This is a genomic window from Plantibacter sp. Leaf1, assembly GCF_001421315.1.
Lineage (GTDB): Bacteria > Actinomycetota > Actinomycetes > Actinomycetales > Microbacteriaceae > Plantibacter.
Genome location: NZ_LMJX01000002.1, coordinates 906033 through 929541 on the forward strand (window position 1 = coordinate 906033; position 23509 = coordinate 929541).

24 protein-coding genes are annotated in these 23509 nt (G+C 70.2%); 15 read left to right on the forward strand and 9 right to left on the reverse strand.

Annotation, left to right across the window (positions count from 1 at the left end; translation table 11 throughout):
• The 3 genes from ASE44_RS06480 (at position 1) to ASE44_RS06490 (ending at position 2257) form a co-directional block, all read left to right on the forward strand.
• Positions 1 to 1143 (forward strand): cysteine desulfurase family protein, encoded by a 1143-nt coding sequence (locus ASE44_RS06480; protein WP_056778348.1) that lies wholly within the window; start codon positions 1 to 3, stop codon positions 1141 to 1143.
• 107 nt (positions 1144 to 1250) lie between these two features.
• Positions 1251 to 1466 (forward strand): hypothetical protein, encoded by a 216-nt coding sequence (locus ASE44_RS06485; protein ID WP_056007346.1) that lies wholly within the window; start codon positions 1251 to 1253, stop codon positions 1464 to 1466.
• A 221-nt stretch (positions 1467 to 1687) separates the two neighbouring features.
• Entirely contained in the window at positions 1688 to 2257 is a 570-nt protein-coding gene (locus ASE44_RS06490; protein WP_056778349.1) for a carboxymuconolactone decarboxylase family protein, read from the forward strand.
• 15 nt (positions 2258 to 2272) lie between these two features.
• On the opposite strand, the gene ASE44_RS06495 is transcribed toward ASE44_RS06490, so the two are convergent.
• Positions 2273 to 3928, reverse strand: coding sequence for an ABC-F family ATP-binding cassette domain-containing protein (locus ASE44_RS06495; protein WP_056778351.1), 1656 nt, complete (start codon positions 3926 to 3928; stop codon positions 2273 to 2275).
• A gap of 209 nt (positions 3929 to 4137) precedes the next feature.
• On the opposite strand from ASE44_RS06495, the gene ASE44_RS06500 reads away from it, so the two are divergent.
• Both ASE44_RS06500 and ASE44_RS06505 read left to right on the forward strand, forming a co-directional pair.
• Entirely contained in the window at positions 4138 to 5421 is a 1284-nt protein-coding gene (locus ASE44_RS06500) for an ice-binding family protein (RefSeq protein WP_056007354.1), read from the forward strand.
• Positions 5422 to 5466: 45 nt separating this feature from the next.
• On the forward strand, positions 5467 to 5814 hold the full coding sequence (locus tag ASE44_RS06505; RefSeq protein ID WP_056007356.1) for a LysR family transcriptional regulator: 348 nt from the start codon (positions 5467 to 5469) through the stop codon (positions 5812 to 5814).
• Between the two features lie 42 nt (positions 5815 to 5856).
• Here ASE44_RS06505 and ASE44_RS06510 read toward each other — a convergent pair whose 3' ends face one another.
• Positions 5857 to 7026 carry a hypothetical protein gene (locus ASE44_RS06510; RefSeq protein ID WP_056778353.1) on the reverse strand — a complete coding sequence of 390 codons (1170 nt, stop codon included), beginning with the start codon at positions 7024 to 7026 and terminating at the stop codon, positions 5857 to 5859.
• 122 nt (positions 7027 to 7148) lie between these two features.
• On the opposite strand from ASE44_RS06510, the gene ASE44_RS06515 reads away from it, so the two are divergent.
• Both ASE44_RS06515 and ASE44_RS06520 read left to right on the forward strand, forming a co-directional pair.
• On the forward strand, positions 7149 to 7667 hold the full coding sequence (locus tag ASE44_RS06515; RefSeq protein ID WP_056778366.1) for a hypothetical protein: 519 nt from the start codon (positions 7149 to 7151) through the stop codon (positions 7665 to 7667).
• Positions 7668 to 7717: 50 nt separating this feature from the next.
• Positions 7718 to 8431 (forward strand): hypothetical protein, encoded by a 714-nt coding sequence (locus ASE44_RS06520; RefSeq protein ID WP_056778368.1) that lies wholly within the window; start codon positions 7718 to 7720, stop codon positions 8429 to 8431.
• Positions 8432 to 8605: 174 nt separating this feature from the next.
• On the opposite strand, the gene ychF is transcribed toward ASE44_RS06520, so the two are convergent.
• On the reverse strand, positions 8606 to 9679 hold the full coding sequence (gene ychF, locus ASE44_RS06525) for a redox-regulated ATPase YchF (RefSeq protein ID WP_056778371.1): 1074 nt from the start codon (positions 9677 to 9679) through the stop codon (positions 8606 to 8608).
• A 132-nt stretch (positions 9680 to 9811) separates the two neighbouring features.
• Here ychF and ASE44_RS06530 point away from each other — a divergent pair, with 132 nt between their 5' ends.
• The gene (locus ASE44_RS06530) at positions 9812 to 10393 is read left to right on the forward strand and encodes an exonuclease domain-containing protein (RefSeq protein ID WP_056778375.1); all 582 of its coding nucleotides are present in this window, start codon (positions 9812 to 9814) and stop codon (positions 10391 to 10393) included.
• A gap of 58 nt (positions 10394 to 10451) precedes the next feature.
• On the forward strand, positions 10452 to 11849 hold the full coding sequence (rmuC, locus tag ASE44_RS06535; protein WP_082455864.1) for a DNA recombination protein RmuC: 1398 nt from the start codon (positions 10452 to 10454) through the stop codon (positions 11847 to 11849).
• Positions 11850 to 11927: 78 nt separating this feature from the next.
• On the opposite strand, the gene glpX is transcribed toward rmuC, so the two are convergent.
• A complete protein-coding gene (gene glpX, locus ASE44_RS06540; RefSeq protein WP_056778378.1) occupies positions 11928 to 12926 on the reverse strand; it encodes a class II fructose-bisphosphatase in 999 nt (332 codons plus the stop codon).
• 50 nt (positions 12927 to 12976) lie between these two features.
• A complete protein-coding gene (locus ASE44_RS06545) occupies positions 12977 to 13972 on the reverse strand; it encodes a fructose-bisphosphatase class II (RefSeq protein ID WP_056778382.1) in 996 nt (331 codons plus the stop codon).
• A gap of 76 nt (positions 13973 to 14048) precedes the next feature.
• Here ASE44_RS06545 and fbaA point away from each other — a divergent pair, with 76 nt between their 5' ends.
• Positions 14049 to 15074, forward strand: a complete 1026-nt coding sequence (gene fbaA, locus ASE44_RS06550; RefSeq protein ID WP_056007380.1) for a class II fructose-bisphosphate aldolase — start codon at positions 14049 to 14051, stop codon at positions 15072 to 15074.
• 62 nt (positions 15075 to 15136) lie between these two features.
• Here the strand turns inward: fbaA and ASE44_RS06555 are convergent, their stop codons facing one another.
• Both ASE44_RS06555 and ASE44_RS06560 read right to left on the reverse strand, forming a co-directional pair.
• The gene (locus tag ASE44_RS06555; RefSeq protein ID WP_056007383.1) at positions 15137 to 15739 is read right to left on the reverse strand and encodes a DUF6264 family protein; all 603 of its coding nucleotides are present in this window, start codon (positions 15737 to 15739) and stop codon (positions 15137 to 15139) included.
• On the reverse strand, positions 15736 to 16767 hold the full coding sequence (locus tag ASE44_RS06560; RefSeq protein WP_056011366.1) for a 4-hydroxy-3-methylbut-2-enyl diphosphate reductase: 1032 nt from the start codon (positions 16765 to 16767) through the stop codon (positions 15736 to 15738). The genes ASE44_RS06555 and ASE44_RS06560 overlap by 4 nt, the downstream gene beginning before the upstream one ends.
• Before the next feature lie 134 nt (positions 16768 to 16901).
• Between ASE44_RS06560 and xseA the strand changes: the two genes are divergently transcribed.
• The 5 genes from xseA to ASE44_RS06585 all read left to right on the forward strand — a co-directional run bounded on the left by xseA (position 16902) and on the right by ASE44_RS06585 (position 21208).
• On the forward strand, positions 16902 to 18161 hold the full coding sequence (gene xseA, locus ASE44_RS06565; RefSeq protein WP_056778385.1) for an exodeoxyribonuclease VII large subunit: 1260 nt from the start codon (positions 16902 to 16904) through the stop codon (positions 18159 to 18161).
• A 9-nt stretch (positions 18162 to 18170) separates the two neighbouring features.
• Positions 18171 to 18407: an exodeoxyribonuclease VII small subunit gene (locus ASE44_RS06570; protein WP_056007389.1), complete on the forward strand. Its 237-nt coding sequence runs from the start codon at positions 18171 to 18173 to the stop codon at positions 18405 to 18407.
• A complete protein-coding gene (locus ASE44_RS06575; RefSeq protein ID WP_056778388.1) occupies positions 18404 to 19099 on the forward strand; it encodes a DUF4245 domain-containing protein in 696 nt (231 codons plus the stop codon). Before ASE44_RS06570 ends, ASE44_RS06575 begins: the two co-directional genes overlap by 4 nt.
• Positions 19096 to 19737, forward strand: coding sequence for a carbonic anhydrase (locus tag ASE44_RS06580; RefSeq protein WP_056007395.1), 642 nt, complete (start codon positions 19096 to 19098; stop codon positions 19735 to 19737). The genes ASE44_RS06575 and ASE44_RS06580 overlap by 4 nt, the downstream gene beginning before the upstream one ends.
• Before the next feature lie 67 nt (positions 19738 to 19804).
• On the forward strand, positions 19805 to 21208 hold the full coding sequence (locus ASE44_RS06585; protein ID WP_082455866.1) for an aspartate ammonia-lyase: 1404 nt from the start codon (positions 19805 to 19807) through the stop codon (positions 21206 to 21208).
• Positions 21209 to 21278: 70 nt separating this feature from the next.
• Here ASE44_RS06585 and ASE44_RS06590 read toward each other — a convergent pair whose 3' ends face one another.
• Complete coding sequence (locus tag ASE44_RS06590) at positions 21279 to 21800, reverse strand: prepilin peptidase (RefSeq protein ID WP_056007398.1); 522 nt, start codon at positions 21798 to 21800, stop codon at positions 21279 to 21281.
• A 167-nt stretch (positions 21801 to 21967) separates the two neighbouring features.
• The gene (locus tag ASE44_RS06595; protein ID WP_235522560.1) at positions 21968 to 23371 is read right to left on the reverse strand and encodes a PhoH family protein; all 1404 of its coding nucleotides are present in this window, start codon (positions 23369 to 23371) and stop codon (positions 21968 to 21970) included.
• Between the last annotated feature and the right edge of the window lie 138 nt (positions 23372 to 23509).

Below are 23509 nucleotides of genomic sequence, written 5' to 3' on the forward strand. Positions count from 1 at the left end.
GTGCTGTACCTCGACAACGCCGCGACGACACCTGTCCGGCGGGAGGTGATCGAGGCCATGTGGCCGTACCTGACGAACACCTTCGGCAACCCGTCGAGCCACCACACCGTCGGTGAGGCGGCCGCCGCCGGACTCGACGACGCCCGACGCCGCATCGCGACGGTGCTCGGCACCCGCCCCGGCGACATCGTCTTCACCGCCGGCGGGACGGAGGCGGACAACCTGGCCGTGAAGGGCCTCACACTCGGCTCGATCACGCGCGGCCGGCACGTCGTCACCTCGGCCGTCGAGCACGAGGCCGTCGCGGAGTCCTTCGCCTACCTGCGCCGCTTCCACGACGTCGAGGTCACGACGCTGCCGGTGGACCACACGGGCCGCGTGGATCCGGAGGAGTTCGGGGCTGCGCTCCGGCCGGACACCGTCCTCGCGAGCATCATGGCCGCGAACAACGAGATCGGCACGATCCAGGACCTCGCCGCCCTCGGTACGATCGCGCGAGCCGCACGGGTCCCCCTGCACACCGACGCCGTCCAGGCGGCGGGATGGCTCCCGCTCGGGCTCGATCGGCTGGGCGTCGACGCCCTCAGCCTGTCCGGACACAAGGTCGGCGCTCCCAAGGGGGTCGGGCTGCTGGCCGTCCGCGGCGCGCTCCCCCTCGAGCCGCTCGTCCATGGCGGCGGGCAGGAGCGCGGGCGACGGAGCGGGACGGAGAACGTCGCCGCAGCCGTCGGCCTCGCCACCGCCGTCGAACTCGCCGAACAGGAACGACTCGGTGCCACCGAACGCGTCACCCTCCTGCGGGACGCCTTCATCGCGCGGGTCCTGCAGGAGGTGCCCGGTGCGCGACTCACCGGTCATCCCGAGCAACGCCTGCCCGGCATCGCCTCGTTCGTCTTCCCGGGGACGAGCGGCGAGGCGGTCCTCCTCGAACTCGAACGCCGAGGCGTCGTGTCGTCGAGTGGCTCCGCGTGTGCCGCGGGCAGCGACGAACCGTCCGCCGTCCTGCTCGCCATCGGCGTCGAACCGACGGTCGCGCAGACGGCCGTGCGTCTCAGCTGCACGACAGCCGTCACCGCGCGGGAACTCGACGATGCGGCGAGCGCCGTGGTCGCCGCCGTCGCCGCCGTGGCCGCACTCGGTTGACGAGGGTCTAGCCCCGTTCAGCTGGGAACACAACCGGTTGTCGCCGTCCGGGCGGTTCGGCAGGGTGGATCCTGTGACCGAGACTCGGGAGCAGAGACGGAGCTGACATGGGATTCCTGGACAACGCCAAGGACGCGGCTGAGGCGACCGGTCGGAAGATCGGCGAAGCCGTCGAGGACACGAAGGAACGTCTCGGCGACAAGGTCGACGAGGCCAAGGCCGACGCGAAGGTGAAGCAGGCGGAGGCCGACGTCAAGAAGGCCGAGGCCGAACGCGACTCCACCGAGGCGAAGAACGACTACAAGGAGCAGCTGCGCGACTGACGCGCTCTCCCCCTGAACGACGAGGACCCCGCCTGGCGAACGCCGCGGGGTCCTCGCTCATGCGTGGGGTGTTGGTCTCCCCGGCGACAGACGGGCCTGGTGAGGTCGACGTGATCGCCGACGTCCAGCGAAAGACGTACTGACAGCACCTGTGTCGAGTGCCATCATGAGCGGTAGCCGCGGACGCCCGGCCCGCGACCCGTTCCGGCGAGGTGGCCGACATGTCGATCCTGCGAACCATTCCCGAAGCCGATGCCGATGCGACGACGGCCGCGCTGTACGACGACGACGTCGCCGACCAGGGCTTCGTCGCTGCGCACACGAAGGTGATGGCGTTGAACCCCGAGGCATACGCCGCTTGGGAGGCGCTGATCGGGGTGATCGCCCGGCCGCTCGGCAAGCGACGCTACGAGCTCGTGACGCTCGCCGCGTCGCGAGGGACGCGGTCACGTCACTGCCGTCTCGCTCACGGCCGGAAGTCGCTCGGCCTGTTCAGCGAAGACCAGCTCGTGCGCATCGCAGCGGACTATCGCGACGCCGGCCTGAGCCCGGCAGAGGTTGCGATGATGGCCTTCGCGGAACGGGTGGGTCGCGACTCGGACCGGATGACCGACGCCGACAGCCTGACCCTGCGCGAGCACGGCTTCTCCGATCGGGAGATCCTCGACATCGCTTTCGCCGCGGCCGCCCGCAACTATTACAGCCGGGCACTTCAGGCGCTCGCGGTCGACGTCGACGTTCCTGAGGACATCAGACCCGAACTGCGTGACGCTCTGGTCCGGGACCTCTGAGACCAGCGCCGCGCGCTAGTGCTCCGTGACCTGCCCCGCCTCGACGACCCAACGCCGTTCGATCCGGACGGTGTCGAGCATCCGGCGGTCGTGCGTGACGAGGAGGAGTGTCCCCTCGTAGCTCTCGAGCGCCTCCTCGAGCTGTTCGATGGCCGCGAGGTCGAGGTGGTTCGTCGGTTCGTCGAGGACGAGCAGGTTCACACCGGTGGCCTGCAGCACGGCGAGCCCGGCTCGGGTGCGCTCCCCCGGCGACAGCTCGTCGACCGGGCGGTTGACGTGGTCGGCCTTCAACCCGAACTTGGCGAGCAGCGTCCGGACCTCCCCCGGCGACAGTTCGGGCACGATCGCCTCGAACCGGTCCGCGAGCGGCTCCGAGCCGACGAGCAGTGAGCGAGCCTGGTCGATCTCACCGATACGCACACTCGATCCGAGGCTCGCCGTGCCCTCGTCGGGCGTCCGGCGGCCGAGCAGGGTTGCGAGCAGCGTCGACTTCCCCGCACCGTTCGGACCGGTGATGCCGATCCGGTCGCCGACGTTCACCTGGAGCGACAGCGGACCGAGCCGGAAGTCGCCCTGCTGCACCACGGCCTGCGACAGGGTCGCGACCACCGTGCTCGAGCGAGGTGCGCTCCCGATGGTGAACTGCAGCTGCCACTCCTTGCGAGGTTCCTCCACCTCGTCGAGGCGGGCGATGCGGCTCTCCATCTGGCGGACCTTCTGCGCCTGCTTCTCGGAGGACTCCGCTGAAGCCTTCCGGCGGATCTTGTCGTTGTCCGGCGCCTTCTTCATGGCGTTGCGGACGCCCTGGCTCGACCACTCGCGCTGCACCCGGGCTCGGCCGACGAGGTCGGCCTTCTTGTCGGCGAACTCGTCGTACGCGTCGCGGGCGTGCCGCCTGGCGACCTCGCGTTCCTCGAGGTAGGCCTCGTACCCACCACCGAAGACGCGGTTGCTCTGCTGCGCGAGGTCGAGCTCGAGCACGCGGGTGACGCAGCGGGCGAGGAACTCGCGGTCGTGGCTGACGAGCACGACGCCGCCGCGGAGCCCCTGCACGAAGCGTTCGAGTCGTTCCAGACCGTCGAGGTCGAGGTCGTTCGTCGGTTCGTCGAGCAGGACGATGTCGAAGCGCGACAGCAGGAGCGCGGCGAGTCCGACCCGGGCGGCCTGGCCTCCGGACAGCGACGTCATCATGGTGGACGACACGTCGGCGTCGAGGTCCAGTCCGAGGTCGGCGAGCACCGCCGGGATCCGTTCCTCGAGGTCGGCTGCGCCGCTCGCCAGCCAACGGTCGAGGGCGGCGGAGTAGACGTCGGCCGGGTCCTCGCCGGCCTGGGGCGGTTCGGCGAGCGCCGCCGCCGCCGCGTCCATCGCCTCGGTCGCTGCGGCACACCCGGTGCGTCGGGCGATGTACGCGGCGACGCTTTCACCGACGACGCGCTCGTGTTCCTGCGGGAGGGATCCGACGAAGGCGTCCGACGGCGACAGGGTGATCGTGCCGGCCTGCGGTTCGAGGGAGCCGCCGAGCAGCTGGAGCAGCGTGGACTTACCGGCCCCGTTCATCCCGACGACGCCGATGACGTCACCCGGCGCGACCGTCAGATCCAGGCTGTCGAACAGGGTGCGGTGGCCATGTCCGCCGGCGAGGCCTTGGGCGACGAGCGTTGCAGTCATCCTGCAATCGTCTCATTCCGGCGGACGAACCCTGACCGTTCATTCCGCGCCAGGCGCGCGCGTGCGCCCGCATAGCACAACATCACGATTGAGTACAATCCACCCCGCTACGGGTCGCGGCACCCCCCATTGGTGTTACACAGGGAGCAGTTGCGGTTGATGTCGCCATCCTCTTGGCTTCGCGCCCCTCCCACACGGAAGGGGCACGCATGCGCCTCGAATTCTCTCCACCCACCCGATGCGCCAGACCCGGTCGCCTGCGCACTCGCCTCTTCGGTGCAGCGGCAATCGTCACCGTCGGGCTCCTGGCCATCGGTACCGCACCCGCGAACGCCGCGACCACGATCGACGGCCCGATCTTCCTCGGCACGGCTGCCGATTACGGCGTCCTCGCATCCTCGGCCATCACCAACACCGGCGCGACCACGATCAACGGAGACCTCGGGCTGAGCCCGGACAGCTCCGTGACGGGCTTCCCGCCGGGCATCGTCAACGGCACCCAGAACGTGACGAACGAGCCCGCCGCCCTCGCGAAGGACGACCTCCTCACCGCGATGGGCGTCGCCTCCAGCCTCACGCCGGACCCCCAGCAGGTCGGCGATCTCACCGGCCTCGACCTCGACCCCGGCGTCTACGCCGGCGGAGAGATCTCCCTCACCGGGAACGTGACGCTCACCGGCACTGCTGAGTCGGTCTGGGTCTTCCAGGCGGCCAGCACCCTGAAGACCGGCACCAGCTCCTCGGTCACCCTCGTCGGCGGCGCGAGCGCCTGCAACGTGTTCTGGCGCGTCGGCAGCTCGGCCACCCTCGACGGCGGCGGGCCCTTCGTCGGTACGATCCTCGCGGACGCGTCGATCTCCACGGGATCCGGCACGGTCGTCGAAGGACGCCTGCTCGCGTCCACCGGCGCGGTGACGCTCATCAACACCGTGATCACCCGTCCTGTCGGCTGTGACGACGGCAGCGGATCTGAAGTGACGACGAGCCCCGAGATCACCTCGGCGCCCCTGCCCGGAGGGACGGTCGGCACGACGTACGACAGCACGGTCACCTCGACCGGTAGCCCGGACGCCACCTACACCGTCACCTCGGGTGCCCTTCCCCCGGGTCTCGTCCTCGACAGTGTGACCGGCACCGTGAGCGGCACCCCGACGACTCCCGGCAGCTACCCCGTCACCGTCACCGCCAGTAACGGCACCGCACCCGACGACACGATCGAATCGACGATCGTGATCCAGCCCTTGGTGCCGCCGGTCGTCGTCCCTCCGGTCGTCACCCCGCCCGTGGTCACCCCGGTGATCCCGCCGGTCTCCCCGCCGGTGAACGCCCAGCCGAACACCCCGACGGTCCCGGTCAGCGACATCGACCGCCTGGCTGAAACGGGTGTGAACGGGACGCTCATCGTGGCCGTCGGTGCATCTCTGCTGCTGCTCGGCATCCTCGTCGCCGTCGGCTCGGTGTTCCTCCGCCGCCGTCGCGCAATGGACAACTGATCCACGCTGGTCTGTGGTCCGACGCCGCCCCCGTAGGCTGAGGGCATGGACCACAAGCAGCTGCGCTCCTTCGTCGCCTCCGCGGAAACGCTCCACTTCGCGAAGGCGGCGAAGGAGCTTGGTGTGCCACGCAGCACCGTCGTCGCCGATGTCCGGAAGCTCGAGGAGATCCTCGGCGCGGAGCTGTTCGCCCGCGACGTCGAATCCACCCAGCTGACCGATGCCGGCTCCGCGTTCCTCATCGACGCCCGGCGCCAGCTCGACGCCTCGGCTGCGGCCGCCGCCAAGTCGGCTCCGGCCCCGGGCGGCAAGGCCAAGGCGAACAAGGGCAAGGGCCGCGCTCCGAAGGTCAAGGGCGAGCCGCTGCCGTACAAGAAGCGCCAGGGTCGCTGAGCCCGAGGCCGTTCGGCAAGCCCCGGCTGCAAGGGAGCTCGGTCAGCGATCGAGCGACTCGGACTCGGTGTGCGCGAGCCGCAGGAGTTCACCACGCCGCTCCGCCTCGCCCCTCGCCGACCGTGCCGCGGCCGTGAGCCTGGCGACGGGAAGCGGCGGTTCAGGATCGATCGCGGCGCCGAGTTTCGCGGCGCCGGCGAACCCGTCGAGGTGCACGACGACCGCCTCCCGGTACCCGGCTGCGATACCGGTGGAGAGGTCACGCAGGCCCGCCACACCGACGGGCCCGTCCTCGACCGCCATCGCGACGAGCACGATCCCCCCGCGCACGCGGGTGCAGACGGCGCCCGACGGGAGCTCACGGAACACGGCCTCGGCGAGCAGCGCCTCGAGTTCTCCGGCCGAAGCCAGACCGTAGGCACGCCGCAGGTCCCCGTACCCGTCGATCGCGACCTCGACGACGGCGAGCCGTTCGCCCGACTCGAGCGTCGTCCGGAGCGCGGTCGCCTCGACTTCGAAGGCCCGGCGACCCACGGTGCGGATGCCCTCGCGTTCGGAGGCGAGCCGCTCCTTGCGCTCCCATGAGCGGAGCAGGACGAGGCCGACGGCGACCAGGACCACGAAGACGAGGTTCAGGTAGGTCACGAAGGCGGTGCCGAAGATCCGCTCGAACGCCTCCGAATGCGGACCCGCAGCGATATACACCACCAGGCGGACCGCGGTGAACGCCGCGTGCAGGCTGAGGACGATCACGAGCACGAGCGACGCCGAGGCCGTTCGCATCCGACCGCGTCGGGCCTCGAACACCACCAGCAGCGACAGGACGATCAGCGAGCCGAGCCGGGCGATCGTGCCGGCCCACTCGGGATCGTCGGTGGGGTCCAGGACGGCCGAGAGCGCCGTCACGCCGACGACGAGCGTTCCGAGGAGCACCAGGCTGCGTCGTCCGTTGAACAGCCGACAGCCCACCCACAGGGCGGCGATCGCGGCGACCATCGAGGCGTTGGCGATGGCGACGATCCACACGGAGTCACCGTTGAGGGTGGCGGCGAGGTAGCTGACCGCCGAGAGGAGCGTCGTGGCAAACCCGGACATCCAGGCGGCCATGTGGCGGCCGGCGAGGGTGCGCGCGCTGTCGAGCGCGTAGAAGATCCCGCACGCGGCGCAGACGATCACTGCGACGACCAGCATGCTCGCCAGATCGATCGTCACCGCTTGCCTCCTGGAGGCGCCGGTTCGCGTGACGCCTTATCGAGCGTACCGCCCGTTTCGGCCCGCGGCGCGGCAGTGCGCGGCCGTCGCGGTGTGCACGTGTGACGTGCCACCATCGATCCATGCGTGCATCGCCTGTCCGACCGGTCGCCGTCCGTGCGACGGCGTTCCGCGGCACGTCCAGATGGCGTGGGCGGCCGGTGCGGTTCGTCGGCTACGACGCACTGCTACCGGACGGATCCGTCCAGTTCGACGTGGATCTCGCCTGGGCGATGCCCGCGCACCCGGCTGATGCCTCCACCCGCAACGCGAACGTCCACGACCGCTGCCCCGAGGTCGGAGCCGGGCCGTGGGTGGACGAGTTCGGGCGAGCCGTCGACGGGCCCGACGACGCCGGCCCGCCGCTCAGCGCGCGGCGCCGGGCGCGCCCGCGACCCAGCGGCCTGCCCCCTCGCCGCGCGTCGGCGAAGCCCGGGCGCCGCTGGCGCGCCGGGCTCGGCGTGGCCGCGATCGCCCTCGGCATCCTGATCGTCGTCGGGCCGCTCCGCGACACCCCCGCGGGCTTTGTCGGGGTGGTCTGCACCCTCGCCGGGCTCGCAGCCCTCCTGGACCTGATTCCCCGCGTCAGACGCTGGTGGTGACCGAGGAGCCAACGCCTCCGGCCGTCGGCGGTTGCCGGGAAGATAGAGCTATGACAGATCCGAGCGAGGAGTTCCGTTTCTTCGAGGACGCCCTTCGACTCCTCGGCAACGACGTGCAGTCCGATCTCGCCTCTCGAGGATGGGCGGTCACCGACCTCAGGGTCCCCGACGGCCAGCCTCTCGAGTGGTTCTGGCCTCCGACGGCACCGGTCGGTTACGGCGGTCTGCCGGACTGGAGCGACGAGGTCATGCGGCGCCGGCCACAGATGCACGGACCGCGACACACCCCGTGGCGGGTACCGACCAGAATCACGAACACCATGAACGGGTGGCGAGTCGAGTACGGCGAGGCGATCGCCCAGGAACCGGATGCGGTGGCGGAATACGCGGATGACGCGTCACTGCTCGCAGACCTCGAACGCATCGAGTGCTGGCCGATGAACCTCGACGAGGCTCGCCTGATCCGGAGGGAACGCCTCTTCGCCGTCACCACGGCGCTCGCGCAGGATGCCCACTACCAGGGCTTCACGGTGACCGAGCCGTACAGCAGTCGGATCAACGCCATCCGACCTCACCTGATGTTCGAACGGAGTCGCGCCGTCGGACTCGCTGCCACCGCCCCTCCTTCAACTCCTCGCCCGCGAGGTGACCTTGCCGCGCACATGAACCTGATCGACGCCGAGGCGTGGGCGTCCGCAGTGCGCACGGCGCGCGCCGGCGGCGAGGGGTGGGGCGTCAGCGGTCCCGAAAGGCCGCGCGTGTAGATCTCATCTGCCGACCTGCATGCGGGACGCATCAAGAACGGTGACCGGGTTGCGGGTCGACCCAGTCGTGATCGTCCAGCCGCTCCACCTCGTGCTTCGCCTGCTCGGCTGTGACACGGAGCGGTTCCGGCTCAAGGCTCCTGACCGACGAGGGACGCTTCTTGCAGCCCTCACCTACACGTTGAAGCGGAACTCCACCACGTCGCCGTCCTGCATGACGTAGTCCTTGCCCTCCATGCGGGCCTTGCCCTTGGAGCGGGCCTCGGCGACGGAGCCGGTCTCGACCAGGTCGTCGAACGAGATGACCTCCGCCTTGATGAAGCCCTTCTCGAAGTCCGTGTGGATCACACCGGCAGCCTGCGGCGCCTTCGCACCCTGCGGGATCGTCCACGCACGCGACTCCTTCGGACCTGCGGTGAGGTAGGTCTGCAGGCCGAGCGTCGCGAAGCCGATGCGGGCGAGCTGGTCGAGACCGGACTCGGTCTGGCCGGTCGACTCGAGCATCTCGCGGGCGTCGTCCTCATCGAGGTCGACGAGCTCCGACTCGAGCTTCGCGTCGAGGAAGACGGCCTTCGCCGGCGCGACGAGCGCAGCGAGCTCGTCGAGCTTGCCCTGGTCTTGGAGGACGTCCTCGTCGACGTTGAACACGTAGATGAACGGCTTGGCCGTGAGGAGGCCGAGCTCCTTGATGGGCGCGAGGTCGATCTTCGTCGCCGAGAGCGGGGTGCCGGCGTTCAGCGCGTCCTGCGCCTCCTTGGCGGCCGTGAGCACGGAGGGGTCGAGCTTCTTGCCCTTGACCTCTTTCTCGAACCGGGTGACGGCCTTCTCGAGGGTCTCGAGGTCGGCGAGGATCAGCTCCGTGTTGATCGTCTCCATGTCGGAGGCAGGGTTCACGTCGCCGTCGACGTGCACGACGTCGGGATCGGCGAAGCCGCGGACGACCTGCGCGATGGCGTCGGCCTCACGGATGTTGGCGAGGAACTTGTTGCCGAGCCCCTCCCCCTCGCTCGCGCCCTTGACGATGCCGGCGATGTCGACGAAGGACACCGCGGCGGGCAGGATGCGCTCGCTGCCGAAGATCTCGGCGAGCTTGCCGAGTCGGGCGTCGGGCAGTTCGACCACGCCGACGTTCGGCTCGATCGTCGCGAACGGATAGTTCGCTGCGAGCACGTTGTTGCGCGTGAGCGCATTGAACAGGGTGGACTTGCCGACGTTGGGCAGGCCGACGATGCCGAGAGTAAGAGCCACGAGGGTCTATCGTACGCGGCCGAGACGGCCCGTGCGTCGCCGCTCGGATCGGGCGACGGATCGGGCCGGTCGATCGGGCGTGACGCGGCGAGCCGACCGGGCGGTGTCGGACCCTGGTGCGAGGGTGAGGACGTGCCACTGGATTTCACCGCCATCGACTTCGAGACCGCGAACTCGTCATCCGCCTCCGCCTGCAGCGTGGGCCTCGTCCGCGTGCGGGACGGCATCGTCGTCGACCGCGCGGGCTGGCTCATCCGGCCCCCGGCCGGGCACGACGCGTTCCTCGAGTGGAACACCCGCATCCACGGAATCGTCGCGAGCGACGTCCTCGGGGCGCCGGGTTGGGCGGACCAGCTCGACACGCTGCTCGACTTCGCGCAGGACGACGCACTCGTCGCGCACAACGCCGGCTTCGACATGGGCGTGATCCGCGGCGGATGCGCGGCAACCGGGCTCGACTGCCCCGAGCTCAGCTACCTCTGCAGCCTCAACGTGGCCCGCAAGACCTACCAGCTCGACTCCTACCGGCTCCCCGTCGCGGCCCTCGCCGCCGGGTTCGACGACTTCCAGCACCACGACGCCACGGGCGACGCCGAGGCCTCCGCACACATCATCATCCACGCCGCCGCCCGCCACGGTGCCTCCTCCATCGCCGAACTCGCCCAGCTCACGAGCGTGAAGATCGGGCGGATCGGCACGGCCGTCGCCGCCTGACGGTCCAGTCGCCGCGCGGCCTCCGATCGATGTCGGCGGCCCACGACACACTGAGGACATGGACAGCGCACTCGCCCTCGGGATCGGCCTCCTCATCGGACTCGTCATCGGCGCGGCCGTCATGGTGATCCTGCTGCAACGCCGGAACGGCGGAGCGACGATCGACCCCGCGCTCCTGGAGGCGAGACATGCCGCCCAGCTGGCCGACGTCCGTGGTCAGCAGGCCCAGCTCCTCGCCGAGTCCTCAGCGCGGGAGGCCGACGTCCGCGCCGCCCTCCGCGCCGAGCTGGCCGCGCTCGACGCCACGGCCGACGGACTGGGGCGCGAACTGCAGGCCCAACGCGAGCAGTACCGCGAACTCCTCGAACGCCAACGCGCCGATGCCGAGCGACGCTCGCGCCAGGAGCACGAGGAGAGCCAGGTCCTCCAGGCTCTCGCCCCCGTCCAGCACAGCCTCGAACACATGCAGGCGAAGGTCGCGGAACTCGAACAGCAGCGCAGCCGCCAGCACGGCGAACTCGCCCAGCAGCTGAAGACGGCCTCCGAGTCGGAGGAACGCCTGCGCTCGACGACGGAGTCGCTCGCCTCCGCGCTCCGCAACAACGCGACGCGTGGCGTCTGGGGCGAGACCCAGCTCCGGAACGTCGTGGAGGCCGCCGGGCTCACCCAGCGCGTCGACTTCGACCTCCAGTCGAGCATCACCTCCGACAACGGCACTGGCCGACCCGACATGGTCGTGCGCCTCCCCGGCGGCAAGTCGATCGCCGTGGACGCGAAGGTCCCGTTCGCGCAGTACCTCGAAGCCAGCACGATCCCGGTGACGGCGACGGGCGAGGAGGCCGCTCGACGCACCGCGCTCCTCGCGCAGCACGTGAAGGCGGTGCGTTCGCACGTCGACGCACTGTCCGCCAAGGGGTACTGGCGCGGTCTCGAGTCGAGCCCGGAGTTCGTCATCTGCTTCATCCCGAGCGAGTCACTCCTCGCGGCCGCCCTCGAGGCCGACGCGAGTCTGCTCGACTACGCCTTCGGCAAGCGGGTGGCGCTCGCCTCCCCCGTCAACCTCTGGGCGGTGCTCAAGACGGTCGCGTTCACCTGGCAGCAGGACGTCCTCACGGAGGACGCCAAGCGGCTGTTCGACCTCGGCAAGGAGCTCTACCAGCGGCTGTCCACGCTGTCGGACCACGCCGACCGCCTGCGCCGCTCCATCGAGAGCACCGTCACGAACTACAACCAGTTCGCGTCCTCGTTCGAGACCCGGGTGCTCGTCACGGCCCGCAAGCTCGACGCCCTCGACGAGGCCACGGTCATCGGGCAGGTGAGCCAGAGCGACGCGTCGCCGAAACGCCTCACCGCACCGGAGGCACAGCCGGCACCTGAGACACAATCGTCACCCGAGCCGTCGCCTCCGGAACCGAGCGAGCTCGAGGCACGTCTGGCTCACCGCCTGCAGGACTGACCACGCCTGCCCCGAACGACGAAGCGCCCGGCCCCACCGAGAGGAGGGACCGGGCGCTTCACGCTGCACGAGGAGCGGCTAGAGCCACTTCTCCGCGAGGTGGTCGGCCTCGACACGGCGGATGGTGCCGGAGCGCGACCGCAGGACGAGGCTCTCCGTGCGGATGATCGGGCCCTTGCGCTGGACGCCGTCGACGAGCTCACCGTGGGTGACGCCCGTCGCGACGAAGTAGGTGTTGTCGCCACGGACGAGGTCGTTCGCCCCGAGGACGCGATCGAGGTCGTGACCGGCCGCGATGGCGCGCTCCCGCTCCGCGTCGTCCTTCGGCATGAGCTTGCCCTGGATGAGCCCGCCGAGCGCCTTCACGGCACACGCCGTGATGATGCCCTCGGGGGTGCCGCCGATGCCCACGCACATGTCGATGCGCGAGTCGTAGCGTGCCGCGTTGATGCCGCCCGCGACGTCGCCGTCGAGGAGGAGACGCGTCCCGGCGCCGGCGGCCCGGATCTCCTCGATGAGCTGCGCGTGACGCGGACGGTCGAGGACGGCGACGCGGATGTCCTCGGGCTGCTTGCCCTTGGCCTTGGCGAGCTCGCGAATGTTGTCGCCGATGGACTGGCTGATGTCGACGACACCGATGCCGTCGGAACCCGTGACGATCTTGTCCATGTAGAACACGGCCGAGGGGTCGAACATGCTGCCGCGGTCGGACACGGCGATGACCGAGAGCGCGTTCTGACGCCCGGCGGCCGTGAGGCTCGTCCCGTCGATCGGGTCGACCGCGATGTCGCAGGACGGACCGCGGCCGTTGCCGACGTGTTCGCCGTTGAACAGCATGGGCGCTTCGTCCTTCTCGCCCTCGCCGATCACGACCACGCCGTCGAAGTTGACGGTGCCGAGGAAGGCGCGCATCGCGTCGACGGCGGCACCGTCGGCGGCGTTCTTGTCGCCACGACCGATGAACGGCGCGGCGCGGATGGCCGCAGCCTCCGTCGCTCGGACGAGCTCCATGGCGAGGTTGCGGTCGGGCTGCAGATAGTGGGAGCCGGTTTCAGGCTGGGTCACTGGATCCTCCATGGATCGCTCGCCTCGTGGGACACGACGCTTCGGTGGATGAGGGTTTCAGCCTAGCGAACGGGGCTGGGAAGGCCTCGGGGCGTGTCGGGATCGAGGCGCTTCCGTGACCTCGTGAGCGGGCTGCCCGGTCCGACGACGACCGACTCCACCGTGACACCTCCGTCCGCGTCGAGTCGCACCCCGGCGAGTTCGGCCCCGGCGGCGAGCGCGGTGGAGGTGACGGCGCTGAGCAGCAACCACGCGTCTGCGGTGCAGAGTTCGTCGAGCGGCACCTCGCGGGCGAGGTCGACGCCGACCTTGACCAGTCGCGCGTGCTCCTCCGGTGACTGCGGGGCGAACCGCGCGGTCATCCAGCCGCCGAGCGCTCGGACCGCGGCGGCCGTCAGGACGCCTTCGGGAGCACCGCCGATCCCGAGGAGCAGATCGAGGTCGCCGTCGGCCGCCGCGGCGCGGAGCGACAGCGCGACGTCGCCGTCCGCGAAACCGACCAGCTCGGCCCCGGCGGCCCGGACGGCCTGCGCGGCCGCGGCGTTCCGCGGCCGGTCCTGGACGGCGACCCGCAGCGTCGAGACCGGGCGTCCGAGGCTGGCGGCGAGCCGGCCGAGCGTCACTGCGATGGGGTCCGCGAGGGATAGACCACGACCGGCGTGCGCGGTGACGAGCTTCTCGAGGTAGTAGGCGGGTCCGATGTCGAACATGGCGCCGCGCGGGGCGACCGCGATGACCGCGACGGAGTCGGGCCTGCCGGCGGCCGCGAGCTTGGTGCCGTCCACGGGGTCGACGGCGAGGTCGATCGCAGGGCCGGCGCCCGTGCCGAACCGCTCGCCGACGAAGAGCATGGGCGCCTGGTCCTTCTCGCCCTCCCCCACCACGACGCGGCCGTCGACGGCCAACGGCTCGAGCGCCCGACGGAGCGCGTCGACGGCCACCCCGTCGATCCGCATGCCGTCGCCGCCACCCACGAGACCCGCGACCGCGGCCGCCGCCGCCCGCGTCGCGTCGAGGAAGCCGTCGAGGAGGTCGGTGTCCGGAGTGTGCTCGGTCATGTCCTCATCGTGCCCTATGCCGCATGGCCCGATTCACTAGACTTCTAGGCGAATCGTCCCCACGCAAGGAGAAGACATGCCCGTCGCCACCCCGGAACAGTACGCAGCGATGCTCGACAAGGCGAAGTCGAACGGGTTCGCGTACCCCGCGTTCAACGTCTCGAGCAGCCAGACCATCAACTCCGTCCTCCAGGGCCTCACCGAGGCCGGTTCCGACGGCATCATCCAGGTGACCACGGGCGGCGCCGACTACTTCGCCGGCCACACGGTCAAGAACCGCGCTGCGGGCGCCATCGCCTTCGCGAAGTTCGCCACCGAGGTCGCCAAGAACTACCCGGTCACCGTGGCGCTCCACACCGACCACTGCCCGAAGGACGCACTTGACGGCTTCGTCATGCCGCTCATCGCCGCCTCCGAGGAAGAGGTCAAGGCCGGCCGCAACCCGATCTTCCAGTCCCACATGTGGGACGGCTCGGCAGTGCCGCTCACCGAGAACCTCGAGATCGCGACCGAGATGCTCAAGCGCACCAAGGCCATCAACGCCATCCTCGAGGTCGAGATCGGCGTCGTCGGCGGCGAGGAGGACGGTGTCAGCCACGACATCAACGAGCACCTGTACACGACGCTCGACGACGCGATCGCGACCGTCGAGGCGCTCGGGCTCGGCGAGCAGGGCCGCTACATGGCCGCCCTCACCTTCGGCAACGTCCACGGCGTCTACAAGCCCGGCAACGTCAAGCTCCAGCCCGAACTGCTGAAGACCATCCAGGACGGTCTCACCGCGAAGTACGGCCACGGCCCGAAGCCCCTCGACCTCGTCTTCCACGGCGGATCGGGTTCGACCGACGCCGAGATCGCCGAGGCCGTCGCGAACGGTGTCGTCAAGATGAACATCGACACCGACACGCAGTACGCGTTCACCCGCTCGATCGCCGGCTACATGCTCTCCAACTACGAGGGTGTGCTGAAGGTCGACGGCGAGGTCGGCAACAAGAAGCTCTACGACCCGCGCGCCTGGGGCAAGGTCGCCGAGTCGGCCATGGCCGCCCGCGTCGCGGAGGCGACGAAGCAGCTCGGTTCGTACGGCACCAGCACCTCCTAGCCGTCGCACCACCAGAACGGGCCCGGCATCGCTGCCGGGCCCGTTCTGCGTGTGGTGCGCGACTACGGCTGCTGCGAGCGCACGTACTCCATGAACGCGGGGTCGGCGCCCATGGCGATGGCCAGGCAGATCACCACGACGATGTTCGCGGCGACGCCGGCGACGAGCGGGATCCAGAACGTCAGTCGTCCGGCGCGCAGCGAGCGCCCGGAGAGGATGATCGCTCCGACCCACAGGGCGATCTGGAGGCCGAGCGCCAGGACGCCCATGGCACTCGCCAGGCCGTCGGACGAGTAGCCGGAGACACCCATCTGCACGAGCGCCGGGCGGATGAGACCGGGGAGGTCCAGCAGCCCCGGCATCATCACGATGAGGCTGACGAGGCCGAGACCCAGCAGGATCGACGTCGCGAGTCGGTCGCCGGTCACCGGTCGTCGAGGGGTCCGTCCGGTGGATGGAGCCGGAGCCGTCACCGGGGCCGCGTCGGTCGTGTGACGGGTCTGTTCACGCAGGGTCGGCTGCGCCGGCCCGTGATCCGCCGGGACGACGGGTGCCACACCGAGCTCTTCGGCTCGCTGGGCGTCGATCGGCTCGGCGATGCTCGCGCGTTGTTCCTCGGGAGTCGCGTACTCGCCGAACTGCGGACGGGGGCGGGGTTCGCTCATGTTCTGCGCCCTCCAAGGGCGCGCGGATCGGTCGTGCCCGCAAGGTCTTTGCGGAGCTCCTTCGGCAGGGAGAACATGAGGTCCTCCTCGGCCGTCTTGACTTCCTGCACGGTGCCGTAGCCGGCGCCCGCGAGCTCTTCGAGCACTTCGTCCACGAGGACCTCCGGCACGGAGGCACCGCTCGTCACGCCGACCGTGCCGACGCCTTCGAGCCAGGCCTGCTGGATCTCGTGCGCGTAGTCGACGCGGTAGGCCGCCTTCGCGCCGTACTCGAGCGCCACCTCGACGAGACGGACCGAGTTCGAGGAGTTCGCCGATCCGACGACGATCACGAGGTCGGCGTCCTGCGCGACCTTCTTGATCGCCACCTGGCGGTTCTGGGTCGCGTAGCAGATGTCGTCGCTCGGCGGATCCTGCAGCTTCGGGAAACGCTCACGCAGGCGTCGGACCGTCTCCATGGTCTCGTCCACCGACAGCGTCGTCTGCGACAACCACACGACCTTCTCGGGGTCGGCGACGACGAGTCCGTCCACGGCCTCCGGGCTCGTCACGAGGGTGACGTGGTCGGGTGCCTCGCCGGCGGTGCCCTCGACCTCTTCGTGCCCCTCGTGTCCGATGAGCAGGATCTCGTAGTCGTCGCGAGCGAAGCGCACGGCCTCCCGGTGCACCTTGGTGACGAGCGGGCAGGTCGCGTCGATCGCGAGCAGGCCGCGCTCGGCCGCAGCGTCGACGACGGCGGGTGAGACTCCGTGCGCGCTGAACACGATGTGCGCACCGGAGGGGACCTCGTCGACCTCCTCGACGAAGACCGCACCCTGGGCCTCGAGCTGATCGACGACGTGGACGTTGTGGACGATCTGCTTCCGGACGTACACGGGCGCACCGTAGTGCTCGAGCGCCTTCTCGACGGCGATCACGGCTCGGTCGACACCCGCGCAGTAGCCGCGCGGGGCGGCGAGCAGCACGCGCTTCTCACCGGCGACCGGGAGGTCGACGAGGCGTCCGGCGACGCGTCGGAGCCTCGGCATGCCGAGGCCGATGGCTGGGGCGTCGCGGAGATCGGTCACGAGTGGATTCTACGCGGCAGCGCTCGGGAGTCGGCCGTGAGCGGACCGCCGCCGCCCGGCCGCGTCCCGTCGGTGCCCGCGGCTAGGCTGGAGGGATGAGCGATGCACCGGCCACGATGGAAGCCCCCTGGCCGGTCGCGCTCCTCGGAACGAAGCTCCGCGACTACATCGACCGCCTCGGCACGGTCTGGGTCGAGGGCGAGCTGACCCAGTGGGGCGCCTCGGGCGGCAACGTCTACGGCAAGCTGAAGGACCTCGAGGTCGACGCGACCGTCGGCTTCACCATCTGGTCGTCCGTTCGGGCGAAGATCCCTGCCGACCTCAAGCAGGGCGACCACGTGGTCGCGCTCGTCAAGCCGAACTACTGGCTCAAGGGCGGCACCCTCACCATGCAGGTGATGGCGATGAAGCACGTCGGGATCGGCGACCTCCTCGAGCGCCTCGAGCGGCTGCGGCGTCAGCTCGCCGACGAAGGGCTCTTCGACGCGTCCCGGAAGCGCGCCCTCCCCTTCCTGCCGCAGTGCATCGGCCTCGTGACCGGCAAGGACTCCGACGCCGAGAAGGACGTCCTGCGGAACGCGGAGCTGCGCTGGCCGTCGGTCCGGTTCCGTGTCGTCCACGCCGCGGTCCAGGGCGACCGCACGCCGGGCGAGGTGGTGAGCGCCCTGCAGACCCTCGACGCCGATCCAGAGGTCGACGTGATCATCGTCGCTCGCGGCGGCGGCGACTTCCAGAACCTCCTCGGCTTCAGCGACGAGCGGGTGGTCCGGGCGGCCGCCGCGTGCAACACCCCGCTCGTGAGTGCGATCGGCCACGAGGCCGACCGCCCTCTGCTCGACGACGTGGCCGACCTCCGGGCCTCCACGCCCACGGACGCCGCCAAACGGGTCGTCCCCGACGTCGCGGAGGAGTTCGCCCGAGTGCAGCAGGCACGCACCAGGCTCTCGTCCCGCGTGACGTCGATGATCGGTCACGAGATCGACCGACTCGCCACCCTCCGGACGCGTCCAGCCCTCGCCGACCCGTCGTGGATCGTCGACTCCCGAGCCGACGAGCTCACCCGCACCGTCGCGCGCGGCGCGGAGCTGGTCGACCGCGCCGTCGAGCGCGCCCAGCGGGAGGTCACGGAGCTCCGCGCCCACCTCCGCGCCCTGTCGCCGCAGCGGACGCTCGATCGCGGGTACGCCATCGTCCAGCGGGCCGACCCGCAGGGGGACGTGCCCGGCGGCGCGGTCATCCGTGCCGACGGCGACGCCCCGGCGGGCACCGAACTCCTCATCACCCTCGCCTCCGGCGCGATCGGCGCCGCCAGCACCGGCCCGGCCACGGCTGCCGTCGTGACCGACGACGAATAGGATGGAAGCATGCCAACCCCCTCCGATGTCCAGGAGCTCAGCTATGAGCAGGCACGCGACGAACTCGTGCGTGTCGTGTCCGAGCTGGAACAGGGCTCGGCCTCGCTCGAGGACTCCCTCCGGCTCTGGGAACGCGGCGAACAGCTCGCCCAACGCTGCGAGGAATGGTTGATCGGCGCGAAGGCCCGGCTGGACGCCGCCCGCGCGGCACAGCTCGGATCCGCACCGACGGACGCGCCACGGTGAAGGACACCAAGCCCCCTCGCGTCGTGGCCGAGCTCGGCCGCCCGGAGACGCCGCAGGAGACCGCCGACCGCAAGGCCGAGAACTCCCGGCTCTACCGGTCCCGCAAGACCGTCAACAACCTCGTCCTCTCGCTCCTGGCCACGGTCGGGCTCGTCGTCGTGATCGTGCTCGCCGTCCCCCGCGGTGAAGCACCGGAGCGTCCGACCGTCGACTACGCGCAGCTCGCCGGCCAGGCACAGCCCGACCTCCCGGTCCCGCTGCTCACGCCGGAACTCGGCGACGACTGGGGCAGCAACTACGCGGAGGTGCGCACCGGCAGCTCGCCCGTCGCCGGCACCCCCGACATCCGCTCCTGGAACGTCGGCCTGATCTCCCCCGACGACGAGTTCGTCGGCCTCGTGCAGGGCGTCGACGCGAACGACACCTGGCTGGTGGCCGAACTGGACGACGCCCGCCCGACCGGCACCGTCACGATCGACGGCGTCGACTGGGTCGAATACGCGAACGGGAGCGGTGCCGAGGACGGCAACGTCGGCTACGCCCTCTCGACCGTCGCCGGGCGCAGCACCATCGCCGTGTTCGGCACCGCGAAGCCCGAGTACGTCCTCGACGTCGCACGCTCCGTGCGCGCCGGGGTCACCGCCAACCTCGACGCCCCATCGGGCGCCCCTGCAGAAACGGACTCCGAATGACCCAGAAGCGCCCCGGTGCCGTCTGGCGCGAGATGCAGCGCGGCAACGCGCGGTTCGTCGCCGGACAGCCAGCCCACCCCCGCCAGGACGTCGAGCGACGAGCGACCCTCGCGCACTCGCAGGCTCCTGAGGCCGTCATCTTCGGCTGCTCGGACTCCCGTCTCGCCGCTGAGATCATCTTCGACAAGGGCCTCGGCGACCTCTTCGTGGTCCGCAACGCCGGCCAGATCGTCTCCGACTCGGTGCTCGGCACCCTCGAGTACGCGGTCGGCGTCCTGGAGGTCCCGCTCATCCTCGTGCTCGCGCACGACGAGTGCGGTGCGGTCCGCGCGGCGATCGACTCGCAGATCGAGGACGCCGTCCCGCTGCCGCCCTACATCGACCAGCTGATCCAGCAGATCGTCCCCGCCGTGAGCGCGGTCGCTGGCCCCGCGCCGATCGACGCCGCCTCGGTGGACACCTCCGAAGTCGGACGACGCCACCTGCGCCGCACCGTCATGGAGGTCGTCTCACGCTCCGAGCTCATCAGCGACGCCGTGGCCGCCGGGACGGTCGCGATCATCGGCGCGAACTACAAGCTCCTCGAGGGCACCGCCGTGGCCGACATCGTGATCGGCGACGTCACCGTCCCCGAATGACCTCCACCGCGCCGGCCGACCGGTCGAGCGCAGCACCGACGCAATCGCACGAAGGAGAACGAACAGCGTGGTAGACACCTCAGCAACCGAGTACCGCATCGAACACGACACCATGGGTGAGGTGCGGGTCCCCGCGAACGCGCTCTACGGTGCGCAGACGCAGCGGGCCGTCGAGAACTTCCCGATCTCGGGCAGCGGACTCGAGTCGGCGCAGATCGCCTCGCTGGCACGGATCAAGAAGTCCGCGGCACTCGCCAACGCGAAGCTCGGCGTCCTCGACCAGGGTGTCGCCGACGCGATCGCCGCTGCGGCCGACGAGGTCATCACCGGCGCGCACGACGCGCAGTTCCCGGTGGACACGTACCAGACCGGCAGCGGCACCTCCTCGAACATGAACATGAACGAGGTCCTGGCGACGCTCGCGAGTGCGCGTCTCGGAAGCCCCGTGCACCCCAACGACCACGTCAACGCCTCGCAGTCCTCCAACGACGTGTTCCCGACCTCGGTGCACATCGCGGTGACGAGCGCGCTCATCGACGACCTGATCCCCGCGCTCGACCACCTCGCCGTGTCGCTCGAGCGCAAGGCCGAGCTCTGGAAGACCGCCGTGAAGCCCGGCCGGACGCACCTCATGGACGCCACCCCGGTGACGCTCGGCCAGGAGTTCGGCGGATACGCCCGCCAGATGCGCCTCGGGATCGAGCGCGTCCGCACGGCGCTCCCCCGCGTCGCCGAGGTTCCGCTCGGCGGCACCGCGACGGGCACCGGCATCAACACGCCGAAGGGCTTCCCGCAGCTCGTGATCGAGCTGCTGGCGCAGGAGACCGAACTGCCCATCACCGAGGCCCAGGACCACTTCGAGGCCCAGGGCGCTCGCGACGGACTCGTCGACGCCTCCGGTGCCCTCCGCGTCATCGCCGTGAGCCTCACGAAGATCTGCAACGACCTCCGCTGGATGGGTTCCGGGCCGAACACCGGCCTCGGCGAACTCCACATCCCCGACCTCCAGCCGGGCTCCTCGATCATGCCCGGCAAGGTCAACCCCGTGATCCCCGAAGCCGTCCTCATGGTCGGCGCCCGGGTGATCGGGAACGACGCGACCATCGCCTGGGCCGGTGCCTCCGGTTCCTTCGAACTCAACGTCGCGATCCCCGTCATGGGGACGGCGCTCCTCGAGAGCATTCGACTCCTGTCGAACGCCACGCGGGTCCTCGCCGACAAGACCGTCGATGGCCTCGAGGCGAACCTCGACCGCGCTGCAGCCCTCGCCGGCTCCTCGCCGTCGATCGTGACCCCGCTCAACAAGATCATCGGGTACGAGTCGGCAGCGAAGATCGCGAAGCACTCGGTCGCGAAGGGCCTGACCGTCCGCGAGGCCGTCGTCGACCTCGGCTTCGTCGAGCGCGGCGAGATCACCGAGGAGCAGTTGGACACCGCCCTCGACGTCCTCTCGATGACGCACCCCGGCTGAGTCTCGACGCTTCGCGCAGACCCACCGTGTCGGCCCCGGATCCCCTCGGATCCGGGGCCGTTCCGTCGCCCTAACCGGTGATGACGAGCAGGGCGACCGCACTCCAGCAGCCGAGCAGGAGGAAGGGTCCGAACGGGATCCTCGTCCTCCAGCCGGCCGAACCACCGGTGGACCGCGTGGCGACCACGACGATCGCGCCGACGACCCCGGCGGAGCAGATCGACACTACGGCGAACGGCAGCACCGCCGTCATCCCGAAGCACCCCACCGTCACACCGAGCAGGGCACCGAGCTTGACATCGCCCATGCCGAGGCCGCCGAAGGCTGCGCACGCGTACAACGCTCCACCGACGAGCAAGCCTGCGAGGAGCGGCTCAGTGGGCATCCGCCCGACGACCAGCGCGTCGAAGATGCCGAGCGGAACGGCGACCGCGAGCGCCGGCAGCACGATGCGGTTCGGCAGACGATGCTCGGCGAGGTCGATGCGGACGAGTGGCGGCGTGATGCAGGCGAGCCACACCAGCAGGACCGCCACCGGGCGGAGGTGCAGCCCCTCACTCGCCACCGTGCCGGCGATGAGCACTGCGGCCATCGGGACCATCCATACGGCCGAGGAAAGCCTGCGGCGCGAGCGAGGACGGCTCCTCGGACGTGTCGGCATGCCGTCAGGATAGGTCGGCCGCCGCCACCGCCGCGGGAGTTCTCCACAGCCCCGGGTGGAGCCGAGGTCGACCGACCCCGACTCCGCCCGGGCCAGGACTAGGCGAGCTCGTTGCCCTCGAGCATCTCCGTGACCAGCGCCGCGATCGCCGAGCGCTCGGAGCGCGTCAGCGTCACGTGGGCGAACAGCGGGTGTCCCTTGAGCGTCTCGATCACCGACGCGACCCCGTCGTGGCGGCCGACCCGGAGGTTGTCGCGCTGCGCGACGTCGTGCGTGAGCACCACCCGGGAATTCTGCCCGATCCGGCTGAGCACCGTCAGCAGGACGTTGCGCTCGAGCGACTGCGCCTCGTCGACGATCACGAACGCGTCGTGCAGCGATCGACCACGGATGTGGGTCAGCGGGAGCACCTCGAGGATGCCGCGCTCCACCACCTCGTCCAGGACGTTCTGCGACACGACGGCACCGAGGGTGTCGAAGATGGCCTGTCCCCAGGGGTTCATCTTCTCGCCCTGGTCGCCGGGCAGGTACCCGAGCTCCTGACCACCGACCGCGTACAGCGGGCGGAACACCATGATCTTCTTGTGCGCCTGGCGTTCGAGGACCGCTTCGAGACCCGCGCAGAGGGCGAGCGCGGACTTCCCCGTCCCTGCTCGACCTCCCAGCGACAGGATCCCGATCTCGGGGTCGAGCAACAGGTCGATCGCGAGGCGCTGCTCGGCCGAACGACCGTGGAGGCCGAAGACGTCGCGGTCGCCTCGGACGAGCTTGTAGCTGCGCTTGCCGGTCACCCGCCCGAGTGCCGAGCCGCGATCCGAGTGGATGACGAGTCCGGTGTTGACGGGCATGTCCTCGACGAGCGGGGTGGTCCCCTCCTCGCGCTCGTACAGGACGCTCATGTCGTCGGCGCCGAGGGTGATCTCGGACATCCCCGTCCAACCGGAGTCGACCGCCAACTCCGCGCGGTACTCCTCCGCCTGCAGACCGATGGACGCCGCCTTGACCCGGAGCGGCAGGTCTTTGGAGACGACTGTGACGGCCAGGCCGTCGTTGGCGAGGTTCAGGGCCACCGCGAGGATGCGTGAGTCGTTGTCGCCCAGCTGAAGCCCCGACGGCAGAGCCGCCATGCTCGAGTGGTTGAGCTCGACGCGCAACGAGCCGCCGTCACCGACGGGGATCGGGAAGTCGAGCCGCTCGTGCTCGATCCGCAACTCGTCGAGGATGCGGAGCGCCTGACGCGCGAAGTACCCGATCTCCGGGTCGTTGCGCTTGCCCTCCAGCTCGCTGATGACCACGACCGGGATGACGACGGCGTGCTCGGCGAAGCGGAAGAGCGCCTTCGGGTCCGACAGCAGCACGGAGGTGTCGAGCACGTAGGTGATCTCGGCCTGCGCCTGACCACCTCCGCTCGCCGTGCGGTCTGCGGGTCGTCGGCGTGTGTCCGTCGACGCGGTCCGCGTCTCGGTGTCGGCTGACGTGTTCTGGATGTCTCGCGAGGCCACAACCACTCCCACCCCGAGCAACTGATGCTCGGATCACTGTGCGAAACGGCCGCCTGCAGGGTTTCGAGCCGAACTTGTGTGGCCGTCTCGACCGGGCTCCATGCCCGATGAGATGAACGTACGTCCGGCCACCGACAT

Bases quoted from the DNA above. Each gene is read 5' to 3' on its own strand.
- ASE44_RS06515 (WP_056778366.1), top strand. From the start codon at position 7,149: ATGCGTGCATCGCCTGTCCGACCGGTCGCCGTCCGTGCGACGGCGTTC.
- ASE44_RS06545 (WP_056778382.1), bottom strand. From the start codon at position 13,972: ATGACCGAGCACACTCCGGACACCGACCTCCTCGACGGCTTCCTCGAC.
- ASE44_RS06555 (WP_056007383.1), bottom strand. From the start codon at position 15,739: ATGAGCGAACCCCGCCCCCGTCCGCAGTTCGGCGAGTACGCGACTCCC.
- ASE44_RS06505 (WP_056007356.1), top strand. From the start codon at position 5,467: ATGGACCACAAGCAGCTGCGCTCCTTCGTCGCCTCCGCGGAAACGCTC.
- ASE44_RS06495 (WP_056778351.1), bottom strand. From the start codon at position 3,928: ATGACTGCAACGCTCGTCGCCCAAGGCCTCGCCGGCGGACATGGCCAC.
- ASE44_RS06500 (WP_056007354.1), top strand. From the start codon at position 4,138: ATGCGCCTCGAATTCTCTCCACCCACCCGATGCGCCAGACCCGGTCGC.
- xseA (WP_056778385.1), top strand. From the start codon at position 16,902: ATGAGCGATGCACCGGCCACGATGGAAGCCCCCTGGCCGGTCGCGCTC.
- ASE44_RS06520 (WP_056778368.1), top strand. From the start codon at position 7,718: ATGACAGATCCGAGCGAGGAGTTCCGTTTCTTCGAGGACGCCCTTCGA.
- fbaA (WP_056007380.1), top strand. From the start codon at position 14,049: ATGCCCGTCGCCACCCCGGAACAGTACGCAGCGATGCTCGACAAGGCG.
- rmuC (WP_082455864.1), top strand. From the start codon at position 10,452: ATGGACAGCGCACTCGCCCTCGGGATCGGCCTCCTCATCGGACTCGTC.
- ASE44_RS06490 (WP_056778349.1), top strand. From the start codon at position 1,688: ATGTCGATCCTGCGAACCATTCCCGAAGCCGATGCCGATGCGACGACG.
- ASE44_RS06590 (WP_056007398.1), bottom strand. From the start codon at position 21,800: ATGGCCGCAGTGCTCATCGCCGGCACGGTGGCGAGTGAGGGGCTGCAC.
- ASE44_RS06560 (WP_056011366.1), bottom strand. From the start codon at position 16,767: ATGCCGAGGCTCCGACGCGTCGCCGGACGCCTCGTCGACCTCCCGGTC.
- ASE44_RS06570 (WP_056007389.1), top strand. From the start codon at position 18,171: ATGCCAACCCCCTCCGATGTCCAGGAGCTCAGCTATGAGCAGGCACGC.
- ASE44_RS06580 (WP_056007395.1), top strand. From the start codon at position 19,096: ATGACCCAGAAGCGCCCCGGTGCCGTCTGGCGCGAGATGCAGCGCGGC.
- glpX (WP_056778378.1), bottom strand. From the start codon at position 12,926: ATGGAGGATCCAGTGACCCAGCCTGAAACCGGCTCCCACTATCTGCAG.
- ASE44_RS06485 (WP_056007346.1), top strand. From the start codon at position 1,251: ATGGGATTCCTGGACAACGCCAAGGACGCGGCTGAGGCGACCGGTCGG.